Source organism: Arthrobacter woluwensis, assembly GCF_030816155.1.
Taxonomy (GTDB): domain Bacteria; phylum Actinomycetota; class Actinomycetes; order Actinomycetales; family Micrococcaceae; genus Arthrobacter_E; species Arthrobacter_E woluwensis_A.
Window position 1 is genome coordinate 2,762,515 of record NZ_JAUSXR010000001.1, and the last position, 20,016, is coordinate 2,782,530.

Below are 20,016 nucleotides of genomic sequence, written 5' to 3' on the forward strand. Positions count from 1 at the left end.
CCACGCTCGCGCTGTTAGGATCGGCGCATGAGACGCGGCCGGTTACGGGTGTTCCTCGGGGCGGCCCCGGGCGTCGGCAAGACGTACGCCATGCTGGAGGAGGCCCATCGGCTCCGGGCCGCCGGCGAGAACGTGGTGGTGGCCGTCGCCCTCGATCACGGCCGGCCGCAGACGGCCCGGCTGCTCGACGGACTCGAGACAGTGCCCCTCCGTCGCCACACGCACCGCGGCGCCGCCCTGGAGGAGATGGATCTCGACGCCGTGCTGGAGCGCGCGCCGGCCGTCGCCGTCGTGGACGAATACGCCCACAGCAACGCCCCCGGCTGCCGGAACGAAAAGCGCTGGGAGGACGTGGAGGAACTCCTGGCCGCGGGGATCGATGTGCTCTCCACCGTCAACGTGCAGCACCTAGCGTCCCTCCACGACGTGGTCCAGGCCATCACCGGCACCCGGCAGCAGGAGACCATCCCGGACGCGGTCGTGCGGCACGCGGACCAGATCGAGCTCGTGGACATCGCGCCGGAGCTGCTCCGGCAGCGGCTGAGCCAGGGCGACGTCTACCCGGCGGAGAACATCGACGCCGCCCTCGCCAACTACTTCCGGCTCGGCAACCTCTCGGCCCTCCGCGAGATCGCCCTGATCTGGCTCGCCGACCGGGTGGACGAAGGTCTGGCCCGGTACCGCGAACACCAGGGCATCGAGGGCACGTGGCCCGCGCGCGAACGGATCGTGGTGGGCCTGACCGGCGGGCCCGAGGGTGAGATCCTGCTGCGCCGTGCCGCCCGCGTCCTCTCGCGAGTGAACGACGGCGACCTCCTGGCCGTGCACGTCCGCCGCGCCGACGGCCTGGACGACGGTTCGGCGGGCCGGCTGGGCGTGCAGCAGCGCCTGGTGGAGGACCTCGGCGGCCGCTTCGTCCACGTCTCCGGCGAGGACGTCGCGGCGTCCCTCCTCGACTACGCCCGGGGCGCGAACGCAACGCAGATCGTCATCGGGGTGTCCCGGCACGGGCGGCTCCATCAGCTGCTCGGCACCGGGGTGAGCAACGCCGTGGTGCGCGGTTCCGGGGACATCGACGTCCATCTCGTGACCCACCCGTTCACGGGACGCCAGGCGGCCTTGCCGACCGCTCCGTCCTTGAGCCGGCTCCGGACCACGCTGGGGTTCGTTCTCGCGCTCGTGGGGCCACCGCTCATCACGCTGCTGCTCTCGCCGTTCCAAGGCCTCGACCTGGCCACCCACGTGCTCGCGCACCTGTGCGTGGTCATCGCGGTCGCCTTCGTGGGCGGGCTCAAACCGGCGGTCCCGGCGGCGATCCTGGATTCGCTGCTGCTGAACTTCTTCGTGACGCCGCCGGTGGGCACGTTCACCATCTCCGATCCCCAGAATCTCTTCGCCCTGATCGTGTTCCTCGGGGTCGCGATCGCCGTCTCGCTGGTGGTGGGCCTGTCCGCCCGGCGCAGCGTGGAAGCCCGGCGCGCGCGGGCCGAGGCGGTCACGCTGAGTGAGCTCGCGTCGTCGTCGCTGGCCAGCGACCAGAGCCCTGCGGACTTCGTGCGGCAGGTGCGGCAGGAGTTCTCGCTGGAGGCCGTGGCCCTGTTCGAGCGGGACGCCTCACAGCCTGCGGGCGACGACGCCGGCTGGCGGCTGAGCGCTTCCACCGGCGCCGGCGCGCCCGGCAGTCCCGAGGAGGCCGGCACCGCGGAGGAGCTCTCCCCCACCGTGCTGCTGGCGTGGAACGGGCGAGTCCTGTCGGGCGGCGAGCGGCGGCTGCTCCGGGCGTTCGAATCCCATCTGCTGGCGCTCCTGGAACGGGACCGGCTGGCCCTGAGCCTGGCCGACACCGTCAAGCTCGCGGAGGGCAACCGCATCCGGACGTCCCTGCTGCAGGCCGCGTCCCACGACCTCCGCACGCCGCTGGCCGGGATCGGTCTGGCCGCCACGGCCCTGCGGCGTCAGCGCGGCAAGATGACGGCGGAGGAAGAGGAGGAGATGCTGGAGACGATCGAGAGCTGCAACCACCGGCTGGAATCGCTGATCGCCAATCTGCTGGACATGTCCCGGATCTCGGGCGACGCCGTCACCGTGCTCCACGAGCCGGTCTCCTGGCTGGAGGTGGTCCCGGAGGCACTGTCCGGGGTCGGCGAGGGCCAGGTGCGCGTGGAGCTTGCACCGAATCTCCCGCCCGTCGACGCGGACCGTGGCCTGCTGGAGCGGGCGCTGGCGAACCTCGTGGAGAACGCCGTCAAGCACGCCCCGGATTCCGGGGTGGTCCTGGTGGCGACCCCCGGTGGTCTTCTCGGACCGGTGCTGGACGGCCGTCCCGCGAGCGAACTCCGAGTGGTGGACCACGGCTCCGGCGTGGCCCAGGAGCGTCTGGCCGAGATGTTCCAGCCCTTCCGTCAATTGGACACCCAGGCGAGCGGGCTCGGGCTGGGGCTCGCGGTGGCACGAGGCTTCATCGAGGCGATGGGCGGAGAGCTCACCGCGGAGCCGACGCCGGGCGGCGGCCTGACGATGGTGGTCCGGCTCCCGCTGTACGCGGGGCCGCACTCGCACGGCGCGGCTCAGGGAACACCCGAAGGACAGGAGGAACGGGCATGAGGAAAGTGCTCGTGGTGGACGACGAGCCGCAGCTGCTCCGCGCCCTCCAGATCAATCTGCGGGCGGAGGGGTACGACGTCGCGGTGGCCGCTGACGGCGCCTCCGCGCTGCGTGCCGCCGCCGACAACCCGCCGCACGTGGTGGTCCTGGACCTCGGCCTGCCGGACATGGAGGGCACCGAGGTGATCCACGGCCTGCGCGGCTGGACGGAGGTCCCGATCATCGTGCTCTCCGCCCGGCACGGCTCCTCGGACAAGGTGGAGGCCCTCGACGCCGGAGCGGACGACTACGTCACCAAGCCCTTCGGCCTGGACGAACTGCTGGCCCGGATGCGCGCGGTGGAACGGCGCAGGGTGCAGGATTTCGCACTCGGAGCAGTGGACGCCGGGGCGCTCCGCATCGATCTCGCCGCCTCCTCGGTCACCCGCGACGGCGAGCGGGTGCACCTCACACCGCGCGAATGGGCCGTGCTCCAGTTGTTGGTGGAGAACTCCGGGAAGCTCGTCACGCAGCAGCACCTGCTGCGCTCGGTCTGGGGTCCGGCGTACACGGAGGAGACCCAGTATCTGCGCGTCTATCTCGCCCAGCTGCGCCGGAAGCTGGAGCGTGACCCCGCCCATCCGGAGCACCTCGTGACCGAGCCCGGCATGGGGTACCGCTTCGTCCCGTGAGTCCCCGGACCGGCCGTTCCCGGACGCCCTTTAGGCTGGGTTCATGGGAGAAACGATGAACGTCAAGGCCATCCTGCTCGACATGGACGGGACCCTGGTGGATTCGTCTGCCGTGGTGGAGCGGCTCTGGACGGAGTGGGGCGAGTCCCACGGTCTCGACCCCGAACGGGTTCTCAGCGTGATCCATGGCCGCCAGGGCCAGGAGAGCATGGCGGTCCTTCTCCCGGAACGCGACCACGAGCTCAATCTCACGGAGAACCAGGCCATGCTGGCCCGTGAAGTCCGCGAACTGGACGGCGTCCACGAGGTGCCGGGAGCGCAGGCCTTCCTGCGGGCGCTGGAGGGGACGCCGCACGCGCTCGTCACCTCGGCCACCCTGGAGCTCGCCACGGCACGGATGTCGGCGGCCGGAGTTCCGCTGCCGCCCCTCATGGTCAGCGCGGAGGACGTGCGGAACAGCAAGCCTCACCCGGAGGGTTTCCTGGCGGCGGCCCGCGCCCTGGGTGCGGATCCCGAGGAGTGCGTGGTGTTCGAGGACTCCTCGGCAGGCATCGCCGCCGCCCGGGCGGCCGGCATGGCCGTGGTGGGCGTCGGGACCGCGTCCGCGGTGCACGGCCCGGACGTGCACGTGACGGACCTGACCGGCGTCGAGGTCTCCCGCGACGCCGACCAGATCGTCCTGCGCTTCCCGTGACCTGTTTCCCGTGGGCCGCGCGGAGTGACAGGCTGGATCCATGCCCCTTCTGATCAGGCCTGAGACGCCTGAAGACTTTTCTGCCATCCGGACCCTGACCGCGGCCGCGTTCCGCGGCGCGCCCCATGCAGCCCCGCCCGTCGACGGCACCTCGGATCCCGGAGAGGCTGCGCTCGTCGAGTGGCTGCGGGAGGATTCCGGCTACGTGCCGGAGCTGGCCCTCGTCGCGGAGGAGGACGGGGTCGTGGTGGGGCACATCATGACGACGCGCGGCACGCTCGACGGCGACGGCGCCCCGCCGGTTCCCGCGCTCGGCCTCGGCCCGCTGTCAGTCCTTCCGGCAGCACAGCGCCGCGGCGTCGGCGCCGTGCTGCTGGCCGCGACCGTGGACGCCGCCGTGCTCCTGGGTGAGCCGCTCATCGCGCTGCTGGGCGCTCCCGGCTACTACGGCCGCCACGGCTGGGTCGCGGCGGCCCGTCACGGCATCGGCTCGCCGGATCCCGCCTGGGGCGACTACTTCCAGGTCCGGCTGCTTCCGGCCTACGACGGCGAGGTCGGCACTTTCCGTTACGCGGAGCCCTTCTCACGTTTCGAGTGAGTCCCCGTCCGGATCCTTCCGGAGCTGGTGCAGGAGGTGCAGGGGGCCGGTTCCTCCGCCGCCGTCGACCGGCAACGTGATCCCGGTGATCCAGGCGGCGTCGTCCGACGCGAGGAAGGCGATCGCCGCGGCGATGTCCTCGGGCTCCCCCACCCTGCCCAGCGGGTACACCGGGGCGAGCCGGTCCGGGCCGCCCTGGTCGTCCCAGACAGGTGTCCGGATCGTTCCGGGGGCCACGACGTTGATCCGCACCCCGGCCGGGCCCAGCTCCACGGCGAGATTCTTGGCCAGGACCACGAGCCCGGCCTTGGCGGACGAGTAGGACTCCCCGCCCCACGCCTGCAGACCGTTGACCGAGCTCACCAGGACGATCGCCCCGCCCGGGCCCAGATGCGGCGCGACCGCGCGGATGCAGCGCATGGGGCCGCTCAGGTTGAGGTCGAGCGTCCGGTTCCAGCCGTCGTCGTCCATCCCGTGCAGGAGGCCGGGGTGCCGCAGGGCGCCGCCCGCCACGTTGACGAGGGCGTCGAGCCGGCCGAAGCGCTCCACCGCCGCCGCGACGGCGCTGTCCACGGACGCGCGGTCCGTCAGATCGCAGGGCACAACCAGGGTGCGGTCCGGATCGCCGAGATCCTCCGCGACCCGCGTGGCGCCGTCGGTGTTCCGCTCCGCGAGCACCAGCGTGGCGCCCTCCGCGAAGAGGCGCCGTGCCGTGGCCGCGCCGATCCCCTGGGCCGCCCCGGTCAGGAACACCACCCGTCCCGCAAAACGATTCATGGTCATGACCTCACGCTAGGCCACGGGCGGGGTGCGGACCAGGGGTGGGTTTCGGCCGCTCCACTCCGGGTCCGGTCCCGCGCGACACCTGTTCGCGATTACCAATTATTGGTACTTTGAAAGCATGAGCAGCAACACCTCGATCAGCCTGGACGAGCACTCCGCCGCCTTCCTGGCCCGGGAAGTGAAATCCGGGCGCTTCCGGACGGCGAGCGAAGCGGTGCGTGCCGGGCTGCGGCTGCTGGAGGACCAGGAAACCCACCTGGCAGCACTCCGGGCCTCCCTCGCCGAGGGTGAATCCAGCGGAACTCCCGAGCCGTTCGACCTGGAAGCCTTCATCGCCGAGAAGAAGGGATGAGCTTCCGGCTCACCCCCGCCGCGCGAGCCGACCTGTCGTCCATCTGGGACTACACGGCGGAGCGCTGGGACACGCGGCAGGCGGAGACCTACATCCGTGAGCTCCACGCCGCGATGGAACGCATCGCCGAAGACCCTGCCCGCGGAAGGACGTGCGATGAGATCCGTGCCGGGTACCGGAAGTATGCCATCGGCAGCCACCTGATCTTCTACGTGGTCGCCGACGACGGCGTCGACGTGATCAGAGTGCTGCACCAGCGCATGGACTCGGGCCGGCACCTGTAGGGCGGGCTACTCCGCTCGGTGAGCGTCTACCGCTTCGCTGAGGAGACTCTCTGCCGAATGGTCCAGACAAGCCCGAGGAGGGCGCACGCCGCCACGACTCCGCAGATCCCCGTGAGGATCTCGCTGAGCGGGGTGCCCAGGAGCGGCGTCTCGACACACTGATCGGCATCTCCATAGCCAGTGGAGGCGGGACAGCCCCGCACCCTGGAGGTCACCAGTGGCACGACGATGATCATCAGGGAAACCAACAGCGCCGTCCAGGACCACCACTCCGTCCAGGGCCAGACAAGCGCTCTCCGTCGTCGCGCCACGGCTTCCTCGTTTCTCCGCACCGGGTCTTGTCTTCGTGAGACTAATGCGATCAAGTGCGAACTTCCAGACTTGCCCGCCACTCAGCAGGACGGACCTCAGCCGCGGAGGAGGGCGAGCACCCTCTCGGCGGTCTCCGTCCAGCGGGGAAGGACCGCGCGCCGGAGCAGAGCCGCTTCCCGCCACCGGGCCGCGAGCTCGGGATCCTCCAGCCAGGTCGCCAGGGTCTCCGTCAACGCGTCCGGCCCGCCGTCGAGATCCACCGCCGCACCCGCACCGCCCGCGCCGAGCGCCTCCTCCGCCCCGGTTCCTCGACGGACCACCGCCGGAACCCCGTGCGCCAGCGACTCCTGCACGGCCATGCCGAAGCTCTCGCGCTCGGACACCAGGACACTGAGGTCCGCGACGTGCCATGCGCCCTCCAGTTCCTGGCCGTCGAGCTCTCCGGCCAGGTGGATGCGGTCCTCCAGGCCGTGGCGCGCGACGGCGGCCCTCAGCTGCGCGGCATACTCCGGGTCCGCGTCCGGCGAGCCGATAAGGGACGCCGTCCAGGGCAGGCCACCGAGGCGAGCGAGCGCGTCGATGAGTAAGAGCTGGCTCTTGTTCGGCAGCAGCGCCGCGACGCAGACGATCCGCGGCGGCCGCGATCCGACGGCGGGTTCGGCCGGCCGGGCTCCGGGCCGGGCGACGTGGACCTGGTCCAGGCCGTACAGCGCCTCGAGCTGGGAGGCGGCGAAGGAGCTCGGGCAGATGACGCCGGTCGCCGCGGCGAGCGCACGGCCCTCGAGCCCGGCGATGCCGGGGAAGGACATGTGCGAGAGCACCCACACCCGCGCGCCGGCCTGGACGGCGGCTTCGATGGCGTCCGGGGCTCCGGCCGCGACCAGGCCGTCGACGATCACCAGAGGCACGGCGCGGAGTGCCTGGGCCAGGGACTCGCGGTCCTCGGGGCGCCCGGGCGGCCACGCGCCGTCGAGCGCCATCACCTCGGTGCGGACGCCGAGCGCTTCCAGGTACTCCACGAGCCGGGCGTTGTAGAGGTTGCCGCCGGAGCGGTGCCCGATGTTGCCCGGCACGATGAAGCGGACGGTGTTCATCACCCTCGGCTGAGGTCGAGTGAGTACCCGGCCCAGGCGTCGGGGGTTTCGCGGAGGGTGACGTCGAGCCCGTGGAGACCGGCGTCGTCGGGGAGCTTCTCCGCGAGCTGTTCAGCGATGTGCCGGGCGAGGAATTCGGTGGTGGTGAGCCGTCCGGCGAATTCGGGCAGCTCGTCCAGATTCTTGTAGTCCAGCCGGTCGAGGATCTCCTGGAGCAGGTCCCCCGCCGCGCCGATGTCGATGACCACGGAGTCCTCGTTGAGCTCTGCGCGCCGGAAGCCGACCTCGGCCACGAAGGTCGCGCCGTGCAGCCCCTGGGCGGGCCCGAAGGACTCCCGCGGAAGGCTGTGGGCGATCATGAAACTGCGGCGGACGGTGAGACTGAACATGGTCATTCCTCCGGTTGCGGGGCACGGTAGCTGACGACAGGGCAGGCGCTCCCGCCGCCGCCGTCGGCCAGGTTCTCCATGGTGGTCGGCAGGTCGGCGAAGCTGGTGTCCTGGCTGAGGAAGAGGTCGAAGGCGGGGTCTTCCAGGAGGCCGACGGCGGTGGCAAGTCGCTCCGCGGTGCTGCGGCGGTGGCGCCGGGCTTTCGCGACGACACCCACCTGGCTGGCGATGATCGAGAGGCGGCGGGCATGGAAGTCTTCGCCGAGCGGCACCTCGACCGGCTTGTCGCCATACCAGGAGAGCTCGATGACTGTCGCTTCGTCACCGGCCAGCTGGAGGCTGCGGCGCAGGCCGTCGCTGGTCGCGGAGCAGTGGAAGACGAGGTCGCAATCCGCCTGCGCTTTATCCGGGTGGGCGAACGCGATGCCCAGCTCCTCGGCGATCCGCTCCTTGGCCGGGTCCACCTCCACGAGTTCCAGGCGGTCCAGCGGGAACTTCCGCAGGAGCGTCGCCAGCGTGCCACCCAGCAGCCCTCCCCCGACGACGGCGACCCGGTCCCCCAGCCGCGGCCCGGCTTCCCAGAGGGCGTTGAGCGCCGTCTCCACCATGCCGGTGAGGACCGCGCGGCGGGGTGGGACGCCGTCGGGAATCCTGGTGAGCTCGCTGAGCGGGACGACGTAGCGGTCCTGGTGCGGGTGGAGACAGAAGACCGCCTGGCCCGTCCAGTCGTCGGGGCCCTGCTCGACGACGCCGACGGAGAGATAGCCGTACTTCACGGGGGCGGGGAAGTCGCCGTCCTGGTGCGGGGCGCGCATCGCGTCCGCGACGCTGTCCGGGACCTGACCCTGGTGGACGAGCAGCTCGGTGCCGCGGCTGATGCCGGAGTAGAGGGCCCTGACGAGGGCCTCGTCGGCTCCGGGCTCGGGGAGTTCCTCCGTGCGGAGTTCGCCCTCACCCGGGCGGACGGTCCAGTAGGCGGTGGCGTGGCGGCGGTGCTCTGGGATGGTCATCGTGCTTTCGAATCTAGCCCGGTGCCGTGGGGCGGCGGAAGACCCCTTGTCAGCGCTCCGCGGGATGCGCGTTCGACGCCCTTCGCAACCCACCCTCCAGCACGCGCGGCCTCCTGCGGTTCGCTGTTGAGCCGCGAGGTCGGCTACGGAGCACCAACGGCGCGAGGAGTGCGACGGCGGTCAAGACCGCTCCCGTGATGACGAACGCCCCTCCGATGCCCCACAGCTCGATCAGTGATCCTCCGGCGAACATTCCTACGGCCGTGCCACTCTCCACGACGACGAGTTGACCGCTGAGGAGCGCGCCCCGGTCGGGTCCTTCGGTGCGCTCGGCGATGAGGCGGGTGATGGTCGCGAACCCCACGGCAGCCCCCGATCCGCCGACCAGCCCGCCGATCGCGTAGCCCCATTCGTCCGGCCATATCCCCATCAGCACCCACGCGGCGCCATTCACGGTCCACCCGAGCGCGGCCAAGGTCAGGCTCGGAGCAACCCAGGGGAAACGTCCGACGGTGAGCGTGGCGATGACGGCGCCGAGTGCGTAACTGCTGAGCCCGATCGCGTAGAAGTAGCCCGGACGATGCTGTAGTTCCCCTTGGATGGCAAGGCCGAGCGAGAAGGCGAACCAGGTCGCGCCCGCCGTCGCACGGATGATCCATCCGGCCCGGATGTCCGGATGCCGGCGCAGAAGGGTGCGCAGTTTCGGGGCGGACGCGGGCTTGTGGTCCGCACTCGTGAGGCCGGGGCCGCGCACCGTCAGCGTCAGCAACGCGCCGATGCTGATCGCCGCGGCTTCCGCGAAGAGCAAACCGACCCCGTACCCCGCGGCGACGACGAGAGCCCCCACCGCCGGTCCGACGATGCTCGTGGCACGTGAGGCCGCCTCCTGCCAGGCGAGAATCCGGACCGGCGATCCGGTGCGTTCCTGTTCCAGTTCAGCCAGCAACGTCTGGCGTCCAGGGAGCGTCAGAGTACGCCCCGCACCGGACACGAGGCCCGCACCGATGAGAACTCCAGCGGTCAGATGTCCGGAAATCGTGGCGATCGGCACCAGCAACGCCCCGGCCGCCTCAAGGAGAGTCAACGCCGCGAGCACCGCGGGCCGGGCGGCAGCGTGACGCAGCCTTCTCGCCCACCACGGTGACAGCAGCAGAGGCAACGCCATGGCGCCGCTCACGACGCCGGTGAGCGCCGCAGAGCCCGTCTCACTGAGCACGATGAGCGGCAAGGCGACGAACGCGGCACGCGAACTCACGTCGATGATGACGGCGGCCGAAAAGAGCGTGACCGTGGGTCGGGAGGAGGACATGAACTCATCCTCGGCGGAAATCGGAACGGGGAGTAGACATTCATTCCGTCCGCGAAGACATAGCATTTGGCTATGACCCTCAGACCAGATGTTGATGACTTGGAGTTGGTCTGGACGGTCTCCCAGGTGGGATCGATAGGCGCGGCCGCCCGGAGATTGAGAATCTCCCAGGCATCGGCTTCGGTACGATTGACCCGGCTGGAACGGCGGATGGGGGTTTTGCTGTTCACCCGAGGGCCACGCGGCGCCGCACCCACAGCGGCGGGCTACGAGATGGCCAGACGTGCCGAACACATCCTGGGCCATCTCGACGGAATAGTCGACGACATCCGCTCGGCTACAACCGATCCGCCCCTGAGGATCGGGTGCTTTCACGGGCTCGCCGACACCGTCCTGCCCCTCATCGATTCACAGCGCAACGGACGGACGATCACCCAGGCGGTCGATCATGGGCTCACCCTCATCGACTGGGTCGCGGAAGGGATGCTCGACGCCGCCATCGTGTCGGTGGCCGGACAGCGGCGCCTTCCTGCCGACGTGACGGGCCATGACATCGGGCGCGATGAGATGGTGGTCCTCATCCCTGACGGCGCGCCGCATCCCACCACTGGACGCCTGCCCCTGTCCGGCTTGTCTCTGCCCACGTCCACGTACGACCTCCGGGATCACGACCTCACGGCGCGGGTTGTCGCACTCGGAGGCACGCCGCGGCTGGGGGCCACCGTGACGGGAACGATCCGCATGGCACGTCTCGCTGGTGAGCCCGCCATCATTCCCCGCAGTTCCGCCGTCGCCGAACGTCTGCCCGGCGACAGGATCACAAGCCTCCCCTTCACGTGGAGCGTTCGCCTCAGCATGATCACGCGACCGGAACCGGACGGAGCCCTGCTCCGCCTTGCCAAGATGCTGACATCCCGCTTGGAGCTGACCTCGCGCTCCAGTTGACGACTCACCTCGCCTCGAACAGCCGACTATCATCGGTTGCGACAAGACGCAACCGATGATAGTTTCGAGGAAGACGATCCACCAGCCGAACGGAGCGAACCCGATGCCCGGAATCAGCCAGTCACCTTCCACCGCACTCGAAGAACTGGGAACGCGATGGTCCACGATCACCGCGGACCTCGAGGACCTGTTCACCATGCGTCGCGCGCTCTTCGATCACGGGTATGCGCTGGGAGTCGCCCCGCGGGATCTGAGCGATGCCGCAGGCGTCAGCGGAACGTTCCTTCGCAGCGATCTGGGCGCCGCCCCGAAATCCGGCACAGGAACGACGGCGGAGAAGCTTGATCTCCTGGAAAACCTTCTGACGGTGGCGAAGCGGATCACCTCCGTCCAGGCGGACAAGGCAGCCATCCGGGAACAGATCGACCGGGAGGTTGCGCAGCGCGTGGCGGCCGGCGACGACTGCACCACTGCCACACTGGCCCGGGAGTCCCGCCTCAGCACGGCCACGATCGACCGGATCCGCAAGGAGCTCAAGTCGTCCTGAGGTGGAGCGCACTACCAGGGACAGCCCCGTTCGCAGTCCATGCCCGCGCCCGGGACTCCCTATCCGATCTGCCAGAAGACGGCGCCGGCGTTGCGGTCGAACGGGTCCAGGGATTGATAGAACCAGAGGGTGTCGGGGTGATACCAGTCGTTGACCGTGCCGGCGTAGGGATTGCGGACGTAGGTGGCGCCGCTGCTCGAGAAGCCTGAGAGCGTGATGGCGTGAGTGGTGCCTGGCCAGGTGATGGATGCCGGGCCACGCATGAGCGCGACGACGGAGTGACCGGCCTTCAACGAAGCGCGCAGAGCCGCGACGTTCGTGATCGGGGTGGCCTTCACCCCGTAGTACTTGGCGGCCGCGACGATCGAGCGCGAGCCGGCCCCGGAGACGGTGCGGTTGTAGTCACCCAGACGATTCATCGTCACCGCGACACCGTACGGGGTGGTCTTGATGCCCTCGGACCACAACGCCATGGCGGTGGCCGTGGGGACGCAGCCGGAGGGTCCGATGAGCCTGATGCCCACGCGGATGTTCGCCCAGCGGGGATCGTTCTGCCGCCAGACCACGGGTGCCGGGCGCCGGATCGCCGCGGACCCTCCGCTCAGGCGGGTTTCCGGCGCGTATCCCGCTTTCGTGCCGCTGACGCGGAGAATGAGGCGCTTGCCCAGGTCCGCGGAGACCATCTTGTAGTTCAACCCCGTCGCGGTGGGGATCGCGATCCCGTTCCGGTACCACTGATACCGGAATGAGGTCCCGGCGGTCCACACGCCACTTCTTCCCAGCAGCACCTCGCCCAGGACCGTCTGCCCCGTGTAGCTGGGCGCCGCAGTCTTCAGCACCCGCGGCACGATCACGCCGCGGATGCTTGCCCGTGTCGCCGCGGCATAGCCGGCCTTCGTTCCTCTGACCCGCACGGCAACCGACTTGGTCACATCAGCTGCACCCACCGTGTAACTGGATCGGGTAGCGCCGACGATCGGGACCCCGTCGCGCAGCCACTGATACGTGAATGCCGTCCCCGCCGTCCAGGCGCCGGGCTGGGCGGTCAGCACGGAGCCGAGCTTGACGGTCCCCGCCAGTGTCGGCGCCGACGTCGCCATCAGCCTCAGCACCGACACGGGGGCGGATGTCTTCACACCCTCCTGGTAGCCGGCCAGAGCGCCGGTGATCCGCACCGAGACATTCTGCCCGCCGTCGTCGGACGTCAGGACGTACATCGGCCGGGTGGCTCCGGTGATCTCCGCGCCGTTGCGCAGCCACTGGTAGCTGAGGGCCGAGCCGGCGGGCCACGCGCCGGGGACGGCTGTCAGGGTGCCGCCCTGGACCGCGGGGCCGGTGATGGTGGGCATCGCGCCGGGCAGCTGGGCGCGGCACCACGAGGGGGTCGGACTTCACCTGGACCGGCTCGGAGCCCTCGCGGGCACCGGTGACGAGCACACTCAGTCTCGCTCCGGCGTCGGCCGCCGTGACCGTGTACGTCGCGGATGTCGCGGCCTCGACAGGGGCATCGTTGCGCAGCCACTGGAAGGCGAGCGTCACGTCAGGTTCCCAGCCCGCGACCACCGCCCGGATCGTCTGCCCGGTCGCCGCCGAGCCGTCGAGCGTCACCGCGCCCGGGACGATGGCGTGGGGTTCCGGTTCGGTCGTCACCGTCGGCGCAGGTGACAACGTCGGAACCGGCGACGACGTCGGATCAAGGGAGGCGCTCTCCCCCGGGCCCGGTTCACCCGTCGGCGGTGCGCTCGGCGGGGCCACCCCGACGGACGGCGAGACCGACGGTTGCGGCTCGTCCAGCGCCTGCGCTGCCGGGCCGGTCACGAGCGCCGACAGCGCCAGCGCCACGGTGCACAGAGCGACGGAACCGGCCCTCATGACGCCCAGAATCGCCCTGCGACCCCTCCGAACCCGACTGCCGACCATTTCGCCCCCAACGTCGCCCTGGATTGTTCATCCATCTTCCAGAAAAACCGACGGGAAAGCCAGGGATCCCGCTCGGCCTTCGCCTCGCCACGAAGTCGGGACCCGCGACGGCGGCGGCGACCGCCCGGCGACGGCGCCGGCGCCGCGCTACGGAAGCGGAGTCATGATGGTCAGCACGCCTTCTCCGGAACTCTCCGGGCTCGCGTAGTGGTGGCGGTCGTCGCTGGTCCAGGTGAACGAATGTCCTGCCTCGACGGTGACCGTCTTGCCGACCGGACCGACCTGGAGGGATCCTTCGGTGACCACCAAGTGCTCGATCACGCTAGGCCCGTGGCCGGGCGACGTGTGCGCCGTGCCCTTCGGGATCTCGATGATGAAGACCTCGACCGTGTGCCGTGCATTCCGCCGGACGGACAAAAGGGTGGTGCGCATCCCGCCGCTCGACTCGGAGACCGCTCCGGGCGATTCCCCCACGAGAGCGGTCAGTGGAACGTTGAGCGGCGCGCACAGGGAGTACAGCGTCTCGACGGTGGGGTTCCGCTTGCCCGATTCGATCTCGGACAGCGTGCCTTTGCCGATCCCCGCTTCGCGGGCGAGGTGCGTGAGCGTCATCCCCCGCGCCTCCCGCAGGGCGAGGACGTTGCGACCGATATTGAGCGAAGTCATTCCCCCATGGTACGTTCCACATATGGAACGTTCTGTAGATGGAACGCAGGAGGCCGGGCTTTCCGCTCCGCTGACCGCAGGCGTGGTGTGCGCCGTCGTGGGGTTCGCCGCCACATTCGCCGTCGTGCTCGGAGGCCTCCAGGCCGTCGGCGCCACCCCCGGACAGGCGACTTCCGGCCTCATCATGGTGACGCTCATGGTGGGTGCGGCATCGTTGCTGCTCTCCTGGCGCCACAGGATCCCGCTCGTGGCGGCGTGGTCGACCCCAGGTGCGGCGCTCCTGATGAGCGTCCACGAACTTCCCGGGGGATGGCCGGGAGCGGTGGGTGCCTTCCTGGTCTGCGGACTCCTGCTCACTCTCACCGGGCTGTGGCCGTTCCTCGCCACCCTGGTCGGCAGGATCCCGCCCCACATCGCTCAGGCGGTGCTGGCCGGGGTCCTCCTGCCACTGTGTGTGGCCCCGTTCAAGGAACTGCAGAGCAGCCCTCTCGCCATCCTTCCGGTGCTCGCCGCATGGCTCCTGATCGGCTGGTGGCGACCGCGGTGGGCCGTCCCCGGCGCGCTCGCCGTCGCCGTCGTCGTGGTCGCGGTGAGTGCCAGCGGGTCGGCGGTGAACGTCAGCGGGGCGACGTTCATCCCGCGCCTCGAGTTCGTCGCGCCGGTCTTCGACCTTCAGGCGATCGCCGGGATCGCCCTGCCGCTGTATCTCATCACCATGGCGTCGCAGAACATCCCCGGGGCGGCGATCCTCGGAAGTTTCGGGTACCAGGTGCCCTGGCGGTCGGGGATCGTGACCACCGGCGCCGGAAGTCTGATCGCGGCGCCCTTCGGCGGGCACGCGGTCAATCTTGCGGCCATCAGCGCGGCCCTGGCGGCCGGGCCCGAAGCCGGGCCGGCGAACCGCCGCTGGCTCGCGGGAGTGTCGGCCGGCGCGACCTACATCCTGCTCGGGCTGGGCGCGGCGAGCCTGTCCGTCATCATGCTCGCGGCCCCAACAGGCGTCCTCGCGGCGCTGTCCGGCGTGGCTCTCATCGGGACGCTCGCGTCCGCGCTCGCCGGCGCCGTCGCAGACCGGGCCCACTGGGACTCCTCGGCCGTGACCTTCATCGTGGCCGCGTCGGGGTTCTCGGCGTGGGGCTTCAGTTCGGCATGCTGGGCCCTGGCCGCCGGTCTCCTCGTGCAGTTCCTCCGCAAGCGCCCCGGCGCTTCTCCTGCCAAGGCGCCGAGTGAGGCCCCACTTCTCACCGGCAGCGGGAAATAGACTGACCCTCAACACCTCGGGCCCCGGAACGTCAGTTCCGGGGCCCGAGGCGCGTCTCAGCGGCTGTGCTTCAGCGGCGTCCGAAGGCTAGCGCGGCAGCACCTGCACGACGGCGGGACGCGGGGCCCGCGCCTGGCCGCGCTTGGGCTTCGCACCGGCGGGCACGTAGTCGGGGAAGTACGAGTGCGGCTCCTCCCAGCTGCCCTCCTCACCCGGGTGCTGCACCGAGACGAACACCGTGCGATCGCGGTCGTGGATGACGGGGCCGCAGGTCTCGGCGTCGCGGGGCACGGAGAGGAACTGCTCCACCTTGCCGCGCTCCGGACCTTCCAGGGTGACCTTGAAGAGACCGTCGTTGTAGCCGATGGTGCTCGGGGCGCCGTCGGTCGAGATCCAGAGATCTCCCACCGAGTCGAAGGCCACGTTGTCCGGGCAGGAGATCGGCGAGACCTTGTCCTTCGGGAACCCGGAGAAGTAGGTGGAGCCGTTCTTCGCGGGATCGCCGCAGACCAGGAGCAGGGTCCAGGCGAAGCGCGTGGAGGTCTGGTCGCCGCGTTCCGTGATCTCGACGATGTGGCCGTCGCGGTTGAGGCTGCGCGGGTTGACCTCGGTGGGGCCTTCCTTGCCGGGCTTGCCGCGGTCCGAGTTGTTGGTGCAGGCCACGTAGATCTTGCCGGTGCGCAGGCTCGGCTGGACGTCCTCGCAGCGGTCCATCTTGGTGGGGCCGACCTTGTCGGCGGCCAGACGGGTGTGGACCAGGACCTCCTCGACGCTCATGCCGGGGACGGCGGAGCGGCCATCCACCACCAGGGGGAGCCATTCGCCGGAGCCGTCAAACGCGCCGTCGGCGGGGAGCTTGCCGGTGCCGTCGATCTCGGCAACCGGGGAATCGCCCGTGAAGCGCGCGACGTACAGATCGCCCTCGGTCAGGAGGGTCATGTTGTGGCGGCGGTCGCCCTCACGGTACTTACCCTTGGAGACGAACTTGTAGAGGTAGTCGAAGCGCTCGTCATCGCCCATGTAGGCGACCACGTGACCGGAGCGGGCCACGATCACATTGGCGCCCTCGTGCTTGAAACGGCCCATCGCCGAGTGCTTGCGCGGCGTCGACGTCGGGTCGAAGGGGTCCACCTCCACGATCCAGCCGAAGCGGTTGACCTCGTTCTCGAAGCCAGGGTTGCGGGTGTCGAAGCGGGGGTCGTCCTGCTCCCAGCCGCGCGCCGTCGGCTTGGAGCCGAGCCCGTAGCGCTTCTCCTCCGCGGAGGTTCCGGGGGCCACGAAGTAGCCGTTGAAGTTCTCCTCGCCGGAGAGGATGGTGCCCCACGGGGTGGTGCCGCCGGAGCAGTTGCCCAGGGTGCCCTCGACCCAGCGGCCTTCCGGGTCGCGGGAGGTCTTCACGAGCGGGCTGCCCGCGGCGGGGCCGGTCAGCTCGTACTTGGTGTCGATCAGGTAGCGGCGGTTGCGACGCGCGCCCTGGATGTAGCTCCACGGCTTGGCGGAGTTGCGGCGCTCCAGCTCCACGACGCTCAGACCGTGGGCGGCACGGCCGATCGCGCGGGCCTCGGCGGCCGGCGTCTCCGGGGAGAACATGATGTTCTCGTTGGTGTACTCGTGGTTGGCGAACAGGAGCGCGCGGCGGCCCTTGCTGCCCGGCACCGTGATGATGTCCGAGTAGTCGTTGTTGTAGCCGAACTGGCGGGCCTGGGCGGCCGCGGTCTGGGCATTCACATCGAACGCCGGGGCGTCCTTGAACAGCGGGTCGCCCCAGCGGATCACGGGCTGCCAGGTGAAGCCGCGCGGCACGGTGAACTCGTCCACGGCGGCGTCGACGGGCTTGATGGCGCTGAAGCGCAGGTGGGACTTGTCGTACCCGGCCTTCGCGGCCGGGGCCAGCGTGGAGGACGCCTCGGCGGGAGCGGCGCCGTTCATGGCACTGCCGAAGACGACGGCGAGCGCACCGGCGGCGCCCAGGCCCAGGGCGGAGCGGCGGGACATCGCGGAGGACGCGATGTCGCGGAAGTAGTCATTGCGGCTGGTGTTGCAGACCTCGCCCGAGCAGGCGTTGTCGCACTTCAGGGCACAGGTGATGGGGCTTCGCTTGCCGCGGGTGTGGCCTGCCATCGGCAGGAGCTCAAGGAAGCGGGTACGGTTTTCGGACACGACGGTACCTCCGGGGATTCTGAGTGTTCCCTTGGAGAATCGCATCGGGGATTGAACTGCACCCCAGCACCCCGTGAACAGCCGGTGAACGCGGGCGGGTCTCCGGCGCGGCCGCTCAGCCCGGCCGCTCAGGGCAGCAGTCCGCTCAGCCCAGCAGCGCGTGGCAGCGGGCCAGCCGATCGAGCCACCACGCTTCGCGGTCCGGGGAGGCCCGGTGACGGTCCAGAAGGTCGGGGTCGGGTTCGACCGGCCCTACCGGCAGCACTCCCTCCCGCGGCGTCAGCGCATCCCGGACCACGTCCTCCTGGAACAGACTGACGGTTCCGAGCCCGCACGCGAACGGCAGCTCCGGCAGGGCCGCGGCGAGCGCCACCCCGGCGCTGATGCCAACCGACGTGTCGAGCGCGGAGCTGACCACCGCCGGCAGGCCGGCCTCCTGCACGATCCTCAGGGCCTTCCGGACACCTCCGAGCGGGGCCACCTTCACCACCAGCAGATCGGCGGCCCCCGCCCGGGCGACCTTCAGCGGGTCGTCTTCCTTGCGGACGCTCTCGTCCGCGGCGATCCGCACGGCTCCGCCCAGCTGCGAGCGCACCTCGGCCAGGCCGTCGATCCCCATGACAGGCTGCTCGGCGTACTCAAGCCCGGTCTCGGCCAGGCGGTGCAACTGCGCGACGGCGGTCGGCACGTCCCAGCCTCCGTTGGCGTCCACGCGGATGGCCGCGTCCCGCAGGCCGGCGGCGTCGAGGGCGCGGCGGACGGCACGGACCCGGTCGATGTCCTCGTGCGGCTCCTGGCCCTTCTCAGCCACCTTGACCTTGACGGCGGTGACGGGCCCGAACCGTTCGAGGACGGCCGGGACTTTGTCCGGGCTGACGGCGGGCACCGTGGCGTTGACCGGGACCTCCATGCGCAGAGGCGAGGGGAAGCCGTGCCAGCCCGCCTCCACGCCGGCGGCCAGCCAGCGGGCGGATTCGGCGTCGTCGTACTCCAGGAAGGGGCCGAATTCGGCCCAGCCGGCCGGCCCCCGGAAGAGCACCATCTCGCGATGCGTCACGCCGCGGAACTTCACGTGCAGGGGCAGCGTGACCACGCGGGCGGCGCTCAGAAGCTCGTCCAGGGTGGGGAGGCTCTCGTGCGGCGAGGTGGTGCTGTGGGTCATGGTTCCGACTTTACGCGCGGTTTTCTCCGCGGTTCGCACGAGCTCACCGGGAGCACGCGGCGCGGATCGCTAAACTTGGGGAGAACCCCGCGCAGAAGCGGCGGGCCGGGATCAAGGCAGGATCTGGATGCAGCGCAAGGCGACCGCCCAGGACGTGGCGAAACTCGCAGGGGTTTCCCGCAGCGCGGTCTCGCTGGTGCTCAATGGCCACGGGGACGGCAACATCGCCAGCGAGAGCCAGGAGCGTATCCGCCAGGCCGCCAAGGAACTGAACTACAAGCCCAACGCGGTGGCCCTGAGCCTGCGGAATCAGCGCACGAGCGTGATCGGGATCGTCTCGGACCGTGTCATCTCCGGCCCGGTGGATGGCAACATCATCGCGGGCGCGGACGCCGTGGCCCGGACCCAAGGCTTCGTGACCCTCGGCCTGGACACCGAGCTGGATGAGCAGCGCGACGTCAGCGCCGTCGAGACGCTCCTGGACCGGCACGTCGACGCGCTCATGTACGTCACGGTGGGTCTGCGCGAGCTCAAGGTGCCCGCGGGCATGGAGAAGGCGCCGTCGATTCTCGCGAACTGCTTCGACTCCCGCGGTCCCGGCCATGTGGGCAACGTCCTGCCGGATGAGATCTGGGGCGGCGCCGAGGCTTTGCGGCACGTCCTCTCCTACGGGCACCGGCGGCTGGCCTTCCTCACGGGTCCCGTGACGCACCCCGCGTCCCAGCGGCGGCTGGCCGGATACCGCGAGGCCATGGCGGAGGCGAGGCTGCCGTTCCCGGAGGACGCCGTGCTCCCGACCGGCTGGGACATCACCGATGGTTTCGCCGCCGCCGGCGCGGCATTGTCCGTGCCCGCGGACCAGCGGCCCACCGCACTGCTGTGCGCCAACGACCGCTGCGCCGTCGGCGCCGTGCTCGCCGCCCGCGGACTCGGCCTCCAGGTGCCGGGAGACGTCTCGATAGTGGGCTACGACGACGAGGAGCGCATCGCGGACACCATGGTCCCCGCGCTGAGCACCATGGCCCTCCCCCTCCGCGAGATCGGCGCCGCCGCGATGACCCGGCTGCTGTCGGCCGTGCCGCGGGTCGCCCGGAAGGCGTCCAAGCATCTCCCGCCGGACCGCAGTGTCCTCGAGGGCGAGCAGCTCATCCGGGGACGCTTCGTGGACCGCGGGTCGCTCGGGCCTGCCCCAGCCTGATCGGCCCGATCGCCGTGCCTGAACGCCGTGCCCGAACGCCGTTGAGTGCTCAGTTGT

General features: G+C 70.4%; 19 protein-coding genes. 10 read left to right on the forward strand and 9 right to left on the reverse strand.

The window, feature by feature from the left end; genetic code table 11:
* Nucleotides 1–27: 27 nt before the first annotated feature.
* Genes QFZ52_RS12600 through QFZ52_RS12615 form a run of 4 tightly spaced genes read left to right on the forward strand, consistent with a single transcriptional unit; the run spans nucleotide 28 to nucleotide 4,567 of the window.
* Nucleotides 28–2,604, forward strand: a complete 2,577-nt coding sequence (locus QFZ52_RS12600) for a DUF4118 domain-containing protein (protein WP_307497936.1) — start codon at nucleotides 28–30, stop codon at nucleotides 2,602–2,604.
* Entirely contained in the window at nucleotides 2,601–3,275 is a 675-nt protein-coding gene (locus QFZ52_RS12605; RefSeq protein WP_307497937.1) for a response regulator, read from the forward strand. The genes QFZ52_RS12600 and QFZ52_RS12605 overlap by 4 nt, the downstream gene beginning before the upstream one ends.
* A gap of 43 nt (nucleotides 3,276–3,318) precedes the next feature.
* Nucleotides 3,319–3,969 carry an HAD-IA family hydrolase gene (locus QFZ52_RS12610; protein WP_307497938.1) on the forward strand — a complete coding sequence of 217 codons (651 nt, stop codon included), beginning with the start codon at nucleotides 3,319–3,321 and terminating at the stop codon, nucleotides 3,967–3,969.
* A gap of 40 nt (nucleotides 3,970–4,009) precedes the next feature.
* Nucleotides 4,010–4,567: a GNAT family N-acetyltransferase gene (locus tag QFZ52_RS12615; RefSeq protein ID WP_307497939.1), complete on the forward strand. Its 558-nt coding sequence runs from the start codon at nucleotides 4,010–4,012 to the stop codon at nucleotides 4,565–4,567.
* On the opposite strand, the gene QFZ52_RS12620 is transcribed toward QFZ52_RS12615, so the two are convergent.
* Nucleotides 4,553–5,350: an SDR family NAD(P)-dependent oxidoreductase gene (locus tag QFZ52_RS12620; RefSeq protein WP_307497940.1), complete on the reverse strand. Its 798-nt coding sequence runs from the start codon at nucleotides 5,348–5,350 to the stop codon at nucleotides 4,553–4,555. The two genes, QFZ52_RS12615 and QFZ52_RS12620, sit on opposite strands and share 15 nt — an antisense overlap.
* Before the next feature lie 118 nt (nucleotides 5,351–5,468).
* Here QFZ52_RS12620 and QFZ52_RS12625 point away from each other — a divergent pair, with 118 nt between their 5' ends.
* Together QFZ52_RS12625 and QFZ52_RS12630 are read left to right on the forward strand one after the other, a co-directional pair.
* The gene (locus QFZ52_RS12625) at nucleotides 5,469–5,702 is read left to right on the forward strand and encodes a type II toxin-antitoxin system ParD family antitoxin (protein ID WP_278267241.1); all 234 of its coding nucleotides are present in this window, start codon (nucleotides 5,469–5,471) and stop codon (nucleotides 5,700–5,702) included.
* The gene (locus QFZ52_RS12630) at nucleotides 5,699–5,986 is read left to right on the forward strand and encodes a type II toxin-antitoxin system RelE/ParE family toxin (protein WP_307497941.1); all 288 of its coding nucleotides are present in this window, start codon (nucleotides 5,699–5,701) and stop codon (nucleotides 5,984–5,986) included. The genes QFZ52_RS12625 and QFZ52_RS12630 overlap by 4 nt, the downstream gene beginning before the upstream one ends.
* Before the next feature lie 407 nt (nucleotides 5,987–6,393).
* Here QFZ52_RS12630 and QFZ52_RS12635 read toward each other — a convergent pair whose 3' ends face one another.
* From QFZ52_RS12635 to QFZ52_RS12650, 4 genes are read right to left on the reverse strand one after another with little or no spacing between them, the layout of a single operon-like run.
* Nucleotides 6,394–7,392: a glycosyltransferase family 4 protein gene (locus QFZ52_RS12635; protein WP_307497942.1), complete on the reverse strand. Its 999-nt coding sequence runs from the start codon at nucleotides 7,390–7,392 to the stop codon at nucleotides 6,394–6,396.
* Nucleotides 7,392–7,781, reverse strand: coding sequence for a 6-pyruvoyl trahydropterin synthase family protein (locus tag QFZ52_RS12640; RefSeq protein ID WP_307497944.1), 390 nt, complete (start codon nucleotides 7,779–7,781; stop codon nucleotides 7,392–7,394). The genes QFZ52_RS12635 and QFZ52_RS12640 overlap by 1 nt, the downstream gene beginning before the upstream one ends.
* Before the next feature lie 2 nt (nucleotides 7,782–7,783).
* Nucleotides 7,784–8,791: a zinc-dependent alcohol dehydrogenase gene (locus tag QFZ52_RS12645; protein WP_307497945.1), complete on the reverse strand. Its 1,008-nt coding sequence runs from the start codon at nucleotides 8,789–8,791 to the stop codon at nucleotides 7,784–7,786.
* A 49-nt stretch (nucleotides 8,792–8,840) separates the two neighbouring features.
* Complete coding sequence (locus QFZ52_RS12650) at nucleotides 8,841–10,100, reverse strand: MFS transporter (protein ID WP_307497946.1); 1,260 nt, start codon at nucleotides 10,098–10,100, stop codon at nucleotides 8,841–8,843.
* 72 nt (nucleotides 10,101–10,172) lie between these two features.
* On the opposite strand from QFZ52_RS12650, the gene QFZ52_RS12655 reads away from it, so the two are divergent.
* Nucleotides 10,173–11,045 (forward strand): LysR family transcriptional regulator, encoded by an 873-nt coding sequence (locus QFZ52_RS12655; RefSeq protein WP_307497947.1) that lies wholly within the window; start codon nucleotides 10,173–10,175, stop codon nucleotides 11,043–11,045.
* A 103-nt stretch (nucleotides 11,046–11,148) separates the two neighbouring features.
* Nucleotides 11,149–11,592, forward strand: coding sequence for a hypothetical protein (locus QFZ52_RS12660; protein ID WP_307497948.1), 444 nt, complete (start codon nucleotides 11,149–11,151; stop codon nucleotides 11,590–11,592).
* A gap of 59 nt (nucleotides 11,593–11,651) precedes the next feature.
* On the opposite strand, the gene QFZ52_RS12665 is transcribed toward QFZ52_RS12660, so the two are convergent.
* Both QFZ52_RS12665 and QFZ52_RS12670 read right to left on the reverse strand, forming a co-directional pair.
* The gene (locus tag QFZ52_RS12665; protein ID WP_307497949.1) at nucleotides 11,652–12,941 is read right to left on the reverse strand and encodes a C39 family peptidase; all 1,290 of its coding nucleotides are present in this window, start codon (nucleotides 12,939–12,941) and stop codon (nucleotides 11,652–11,654) included.
* Between the two features lie 718 nt (nucleotides 12,942–13,659).
* Entirely contained in the window at nucleotides 13,660–14,178 is a 519-nt protein-coding gene (locus QFZ52_RS12670; protein ID WP_307497950.1) for a helix-turn-helix domain-containing protein, read from the reverse strand.
* A 22-nt stretch (nucleotides 14,179–14,200) separates the two neighbouring features.
* Here QFZ52_RS12670 and QFZ52_RS12675 point away from each other — a divergent pair, with 22 nt between their 5' ends.
* Entirely contained in the window at nucleotides 14,201–15,439 is a 1,239-nt protein-coding gene (locus tag QFZ52_RS12675) for a benzoate/H(+) symporter BenE family transporter (RefSeq protein WP_307497951.1), read from the forward strand.
* An 87-nt stretch (nucleotides 15,440–15,526) separates the two neighbouring features.
* Here the strand turns inward: QFZ52_RS12675 and QFZ52_RS12680 are convergent, their stop codons facing one another.
* Both QFZ52_RS12680 and QFZ52_RS12685 read right to left on the reverse strand, forming a co-directional pair.
* A complete protein-coding gene (locus QFZ52_RS12680; RefSeq protein ID WP_307498714.1) occupies nucleotides 15,527–17,560 on the reverse strand; it encodes a PhoX family protein in 2,034 nt (677 codons plus the stop codon).
* Between the two features lie 184 nt (nucleotides 17,561–17,744).
* Complete coding sequence (locus tag QFZ52_RS12685; protein WP_307497952.1) at nucleotides 17,745–18,761, reverse strand: o-succinylbenzoate synthase; 1,017 nt, start codon at nucleotides 18,759–18,761, stop codon at nucleotides 17,745–17,747.
* Nucleotides 18,762–18,888: 127 nt separating this feature from the next.
* On the opposite strand from QFZ52_RS12685, the gene QFZ52_RS12690 reads away from it, so the two are divergent.
* Nucleotides 18,889–19,959, forward strand: coding sequence for a LacI family DNA-binding transcriptional regulator (locus QFZ52_RS12690; protein ID WP_307497953.1), 1,071 nt, complete (start codon nucleotides 18,889–18,891; stop codon nucleotides 19,957–19,959).
* The last annotated feature ends 57 nt before the right edge of the window (nucleotides 19,960–20,016 follow it).

Bases quoted from the DNA above. Each gene is read 5' to 3' on its own strand.
- QFZ52_RS12675 (WP_307497951.1), top strand. From the start codon at position 14,201: ATGGAACGTTCTGTAGATGGAACGCAGGAGGCCGGGCTTTCCGCTCCG.
- QFZ52_RS12655 (WP_307497947.1), top strand. From the start codon at position 10,173: ATGACCCTCAGACCAGATGTTGATGACTTGGAGTTGGTCTGGACGGTC.
- QFZ52_RS12605 (WP_307497937.1), top strand. From the start codon at position 2,601: ATGAGGAAAGTGCTCGTGGTGGACGACGAGCCGCAGCTGCTCCGCGCC.
- QFZ52_RS12600 (WP_307497936.1), top strand. From the start codon at position 28: ATGAGACGCGGCCGGTTACGGGTGTTCCTCGGGGCGGCCCCGGGCGTC.
- QFZ52_RS12670 (WP_307497950.1), bottom strand. From the start codon at position 14,178: ATGACTTCGCTCAATATCGGTCGCAACGTCCTCGCCCTGCGGGAGGCG.
- QFZ52_RS12650 (WP_307497946.1), bottom strand. From the start codon at position 10,100: ATGTCCTCCTCCCGACCCACGGTCACGCTCTTTTCGGCCGCCGTCATC.
- QFZ52_RS12665 (WP_307497949.1), bottom strand. From the start codon at position 12,941: ATGCCCACCATCACCGGCCCCGCGGTCCAGGGCGGCACCCTGACAGCC.
- QFZ52_RS12690 (WP_307497953.1), top strand. From the start codon at position 18,889: ATGCAGCGCAAGGCGACCGCCCAGGACGTGGCGAAACTCGCAGGGGTT.
- QFZ52_RS12625 (WP_278267241.1), top strand. From the start codon at position 5,469: ATGAGCAGCAACACCTCGATCAGCCTGGACGAGCACTCCGCCGCCTTC.
- QFZ52_RS12620 (WP_307497940.1), bottom strand. From the start codon at position 5,350: ATGACCATGAATCGTTTTGCGGGACGGGTGGTGTTCCTGACCGGGGCG.
- QFZ52_RS12630 (WP_307497941.1), top strand. From the start codon at position 5,699: ATGAGCTTCCGGCTCACCCCCGCCGCGCGAGCCGACCTGTCGTCCATC.
- QFZ52_RS12660 (WP_307497948.1), top strand. From the start codon at position 11,149: ATGCCCGGAATCAGCCAGTCACCTTCCACCGCACTCGAAGAACTGGGA.
- QFZ52_RS12615 (WP_307497939.1), top strand. From the start codon at position 4,010: ATGCCCCTTCTGATCAGGCCTGAGACGCCTGAAGACTTTTCTGCCATC.
- QFZ52_RS12680 (WP_307498714.1), bottom strand. From the start codon at position 17,560: ATGGCAGGCCACACCCGCGGCAAGCGAAGCCCCATCACCTGTGCCCTG.
- QFZ52_RS12635 (WP_307497942.1), bottom strand. From the start codon at position 7,392: ATGAACACCGTCCGCTTCATCGTGCCGGGCAACATCGGGCACCGCTCC.
- QFZ52_RS12640 (WP_307497944.1), bottom strand. From the start codon at position 7,781: ATGTTCAGTCTCACCGTCCGCCGCAGTTTCATGATCGCCCACAGCCTT.
- QFZ52_RS12685 (WP_307497952.1), bottom strand. From the start codon at position 18,761: ATGACCCACAGCACCACCTCGCCGCACGAGAGCCTCCCCACCCTGGAC.
- QFZ52_RS12610 (WP_307497938.1), top strand. From the start codon at position 3,319: ATGGGAGAAACGATGAACGTCAAGGCCATCCTGCTCGACATGGACGGG.
- QFZ52_RS12645 (WP_307497945.1), bottom strand. From the start codon at position 8,791: ATGACCATCCCAGAGCACCGCCGCCACGCCACCGCCTACTGGACCGTC.